We start from the raw sequence: 4,189 nt of genomic DNA, 5'->3' as shown, positions 1-4,189 counted from the left end.
ACCAAACAAATCCCCTCCCCCCTTGAGGGGGAGGGTTAGGGAGGGGGGTTCGAAATAAGACTCGTTGGTGCGGCAATCGACTTCAATTCTACCCCTCACCCTTCCCGCCATGCGACTTGCGCTGGAGCTTCGCTCGCACAAGATCGCGGCGGAAAGCCCTCTCCCACAAGGGGCGAGGGGATTCGATGAGGCGGCACTCCTTTTTCCCTCTCCCTTGACAGGCGCGCGGGCCCTCCGCTCTAACCGTCGGCCTATGCCGAGCGATCTTGCCATGCGCCGCCGCCGCGCCCTCTACCGCGCAACCCATCGCGGCAGCAAGGAGTTGGATTTCCTGCTCGGTCGCTTTGCCGAGCGGAGAATTGAGACCATGACCGACATCGAGATCAGTGTCATGGAGCGCCTCATCGAAATCCCCGATCCGGACATCGCGGTAAGCCTGTTCGAAGGGAATTCACTGGGCGAGCCGGCGCTCGATGCCCTCATGCGGCATTTGCGCTGCTTCCACGGGATCGTGCTAGGCCGCATCAAAAGCTGCTAACGACTGTCCATGGCCGAAATGTCGACACCTGAAAGCCTGCCTGTCGCGCGGCTGCTCGCCGGCGGCACGGCGATCGCAAGCGGCGTGCCCGAGGGGCTCGATGCCGCGGTGCTCGGCGCGCTCGCCCACCGCCTCGCCAACGGCAAGGCCGGCAAGCCGGTCCTGCATATCGCCCGCGACGGCCAGAGGCTTGCGACGCTGGAAGACGCGCTTGCCTTCTTCGCCCCTGACGTGAAGCGCCTGAGCTTCCCAGCCTGGGACGGCGTGCCATACGACCGGGTCGCACCCAACGCCGACATCATCGCCCGCCGCGTCGGCACGCTGGCCGAGCTCGCCGAGCATCGCGGCGGCAGCGACGAGACGCCGCTGATCGTGCTCACCACGGTCAACGCCGTGTTGCAGCGCGTGCCGAGCCACGAGTTTTTTGCCGCATCGATGCAACGGCTCGCTCCGGGCAATGCGGTGAGCATGGCTGAGCTGATCGAGCGCTTGGAAAGCGTCGGCTATGGCCGCGCCGGCACCGTCACCGACCCCGGCCAATATGCGGTGAGGGGCGGCATCCTCGACTTCTATCCGCCCGGCGCCAGTCCCGTCCGTCTCGATTTTTTCGGCGATACGCTTGAGTCGATCCGCGCCTTCGATCCCGAGACCCAACGCACGCTCGCCCGCCTCGATGCCATCACGCTGCTCCCCATGAGCGAAGCACCGTTGACCGAGGCCGCGCGGAAGCGCTTCCGATCCCGCTATGTCGAGCTGTTCGGTCCGGTGCGGGGCGACGACCCGCTCTACGAATCCGTCTCGGCCGGGCGACAGCATCAAGGCATGGAGCATTGGCTGCCTCTGTTCCATGAGCGCCTCGAGACTCTGTTCGACTATCTGCCCGACGCCGTCGTCACCTTCGATGCGCTCGACGACGACGCGCGCGCCAAGCGCCTTGAGCAGGTCAAGGACCATTACCAGGCGCGCGAGCAGGCGCTTGAACGCAAGGCCTTCGGCGCGCCGCCCTACAATCCCGTGCCGCCAGAGAGCCTGTTCCTTACCGAAGACGATTGGCAGGCGGCGCTGCACGGGCGCCAAACGATCGTCCTCGATCCCTTCGAGCATCCGGACGCCGCGCGCCATGCCAATGTAGTGTCCTTCGGCGGGAGACAAGGCCGGTCCTTCGCTGCCGAGCGGCAGCGCGAAGGCGGCAATGTGTTCGACGCCGTGGTGGCTCACATTGGCCGCTTGCAAGGCGCAGGCAAGCGCGTGCTCGTCGCCTGCTGGAGCAAGGGCGCCAAGGAGCGCCTCGCCACTCTTCTCGCCGAGCACGGCATCGGCGAGACACTTCGTGTCGACACGTGGCAAGAAGTTTTGGTGGCGCCACAATCGGCCGCCAGCTTTGCCGTGCTGCCGCTCGAGACCGGCTTCGAGGCGCCGGGCTTTGCCGCGATCGGCGAGCAGGACATCCTCGGCGACCGGCTGGTACGCCGCTCGCGGGCGAAAACCGGCAGCGACGTCCTCACCGAGGTTTCCAGCCTCGCCGTCGGCGATCTCGTGGTGCACGCCGATCACGGCATCGGACGCTTTGCCGGGCTCACCACCATCGAAGCCGTCGGCGAGCCGCATGATTGCCTGGAGGTGATTTATCAGGGCGGCGACAAGCTCTATCTGCCGGTCGAGAACATCGAGATGCTGAGCCGCTACGGCTCGGACGAGGCCGGCGTGCAGCTCGACAGGCTCGGCGGCGTCGCCTGGCAGTCGCGCAAAGCCAAGCTGAAAAAGCGCATCCGCGACATCGCCGAGAAGCTGATCAAGGTCGCAGCCTTACGCGAGCTGCGTCAGGCGCCGGTGATCACCCCGCCCGACGGCCTCTACGACGAATTCTCCGCCCGCTTTCCTTACGAGGAGACCGAGGACCAGACCACCAGCATCAATGCCGTGCTCGACGATCTCGCGAGCGGCCGTCCTATGGACCGGCTGATCTGCGGCGATGTCGGCTTCGGCAAGACGGAAGTGGCGTTGCGGGCGAGCCTCCTCGCGGTGCTCGCCGGCAAGCAGGTGGCGGTCGTGGTGCCGACCACGCTGCTTGCCCGCCAGCATTTCAATACCTTCGCCGAGCGCTTCCGCGGGCTGCCGGTGAAGATCGCGCAAGCCTCGCGCCTCGTCGCCGGCAAGGACCTCGCCGAGGTGAAGAAGGGCATCAAGGACGGCGCCATCGACATCGTCATCGGCACCCATGCGCTTCTCGGCAAGGCCATCGAGTTCGCCGATCTCGGTCTCTTGATCATCGACGAGGAGCAGCATTTCGGCGTGCAGCACAAGGAGCGGCTGAAGCAGCTCCGCGAGGACGTACACGTTCTCACTCTCACCGCCACGCCAATCCCGCGCACGCTGCAGCTGGCGCTCTCCGGCGTGCGCGAGATGTCGCTGATCTCGACCCCTCCGGTCGATCGCCTTGCCGTGCGTACCTATGTGACGCCGTTCGATCCCGTCATCCTGCGCGAGGCGTTGCTGCGCGAGCGCTACCGCGGTGGCCAGACTTTCTACGTCGTCCCGCGCATCTCCGATCTCGACGACGCAGCAGCCTTCCTGCAGGAGCATGCGCCTGAGCTGAAGGTAGCCCGCGCCCACGGCCAGATGGCCTCGCGCGAGCTCGACTCGGTGATGAACGCCTTCTACGACCGCCAATATGACGTGCTGCTGTCCACCTCGATCGTCGAGTCAGGCCTCGACATCCCGACCGCCAACACCCTCGTCGTGCACCGTGCCGACATGTTCGGGCTCGCCCAGCTCTATCAGTTGCGCGGGCGCGTCGGCCGCTCAAAGGTTCGCGCCTATTCCTATTTCACTATTCCCCCCGATGCGCGGCTGACCCCTGCCGCCGAGAAGCGGCTCAAGGTCCTGCAATCGCTCGATACGCTTGGCGCCGGATTCATGCTGGCGAGCCATGACCTGGACATCAGAGGCGCCGGCAATCTGCTCGGCGAGGAGCAGTCGGGCCATATCAGGGAAGTCGGCTTCGAGCTTTACCAGTCGATGCTGGAGGAGGCGGTGATCGCTCTCAAGGGCGGGGAGGGGGCCGTCATCGAGGATCAATGGAGCCCGCGCATCAACCTCGGCACCTCTGTGCTCATCCCGGAAGCTTATGTGCCAGACCTGCAAGTCCGGCTCGGCCTCTATCGCCGGCTCTCCGCGGTCGAGAGCCACGACGCCATCGAGGCCTTTGCCGCCGAGCTGATCGACCGCTTCGGGGCGCTGCCGGAAGAGGTGAGGCATCTGCTCGACATCGTCGAGATCAAGGCTCTCTGCCGTCAGGCGGGCGTCGAGCAGATCGACGCGGGGCCCAAGGGCGCTGTCATCGCCTTCCGCAACAAGAGCTTCGCCAATCCGGAAGGGCTGATCGCCTTCATCCGCGAGGAAGGGACCGGCGTGAAGCTCCAGCCAGACCATCGCCTGATCTACTACGCCGACTGGGAGACGCCCGAGGAGCGGCTCGCTGGCACCCGCGATCTTCTTCGCCGCCTCGTCGACATCGCCGGCCAGGTGAAGAAGGCGGCGTAGAAGGACGACCCAATCACTCGGTTGTCATTGCCCGGCTTGACCGGGCAATCCAGTAAGCAAGGTGGTGCGAAAAGCGATCCGAGGTCTGTGGCTACTGGATGCCCGCCT

The 4,189-nt window shown here is 65.6% G+C and carries 2 protein-coding genes; both read left to right on the top strand.

What is annotated here, in order from left to right; genetic code table 11:
• Positions 1–271 precede the first annotated feature (271 nt).
• Complete coding sequence (locus tag ACREC7_RS15910) at positions 272–538, top strand: succinate dehydrogenase assembly factor 2 (RefSeq protein WP_431556666.1); 267 nt, start codon at positions 272–274, stop codon at positions 536–538.
• A gap of 18 nt (positions 539–556) precedes the next feature.
• Positions 557–4,081: a transcription-repair coupling factor gene (mfd, locus tag ACREC7_RS15905; RefSeq protein ID WP_431556667.1), complete on the top strand. Its 3,525-nt coding sequence runs from the start codon at positions 557–559 to the stop codon at positions 4,079–4,081.
• The last annotated feature ends 108 nt before the right edge of the window (positions 4,082–4,189 follow it).

This window comes from Methyloceanibacter sp. (assembly GCF_050728395.1).
In the GTDB taxonomy this organism is placed as follows: domain Bacteria; phylum Pseudomonadota; class Alphaproteobacteria; order Rhizobiales; family Methyloligellaceae; genus Methyloceanibacter.
Note: the sequence above shows the minus strand (reverse complement) of the source record. Positions and strands in the feature narration are given on the sequence as shown.

Bases quoted from the DNA above. Each gene is read 5' to 3' on its own strand.
- mfd (WP_431556667.1), top strand. From the start codon at position 557: ATGTCGACACCTGAAAGCCTGCCTGTCGCGCGGCTGCTCGCCGGCGGC.
- ACREC7_RS15910 (WP_431556666.1), top strand. From the start codon at position 272: ATGCGCCGCCGCCGCGCCCTCTACCGCGCAACCCATCGCGGCAGCAAG.